1 protein-coding gene is annotated in these 289 nt (G+C 64.0%); it reads right to left on the minus strand.

The window, feature by feature from the left end:
- Nucleotides 1–289, minus strand: a 289-nt coding sequence (locus AC0L3U_RS39155; protein WP_473365085.1) for an LLM class flavin-dependent oxidoreductase, incomplete at both ends; no start/stop codon positions are given.

A 289-nucleotide genomic window follows, 5' to 3' on the forward strand; every position in this document is an offset into this window, starting at 1 on the left:
GCCTTGGCGGCGCTGTCGAGGTAGCCGGTGACGATGTTCCAGCCCACCCGGCCGCGGCTCAGGTGATCGAGGGTGGACATGCGCCGGGCGAACAGGTACGGCGGTTCGTAGGTCAGGTTGGCGGTGAGGCCGAAGCCGAGGTTGCGGGTCACCGCCGCCATGGCCGAGACCAGCAGCAGCGGGTCGTTGACCGGCAATTGGATCGACTCTTTGAGCGGCACATCGATGGACTGCTGATACACGTCATACACGCCGACGATATCGGCGATAAACAAACCCTCGAACAGCC

The organism is Bradyrhizobium sp. Kon69 (genome assembly GCF_055807515.1).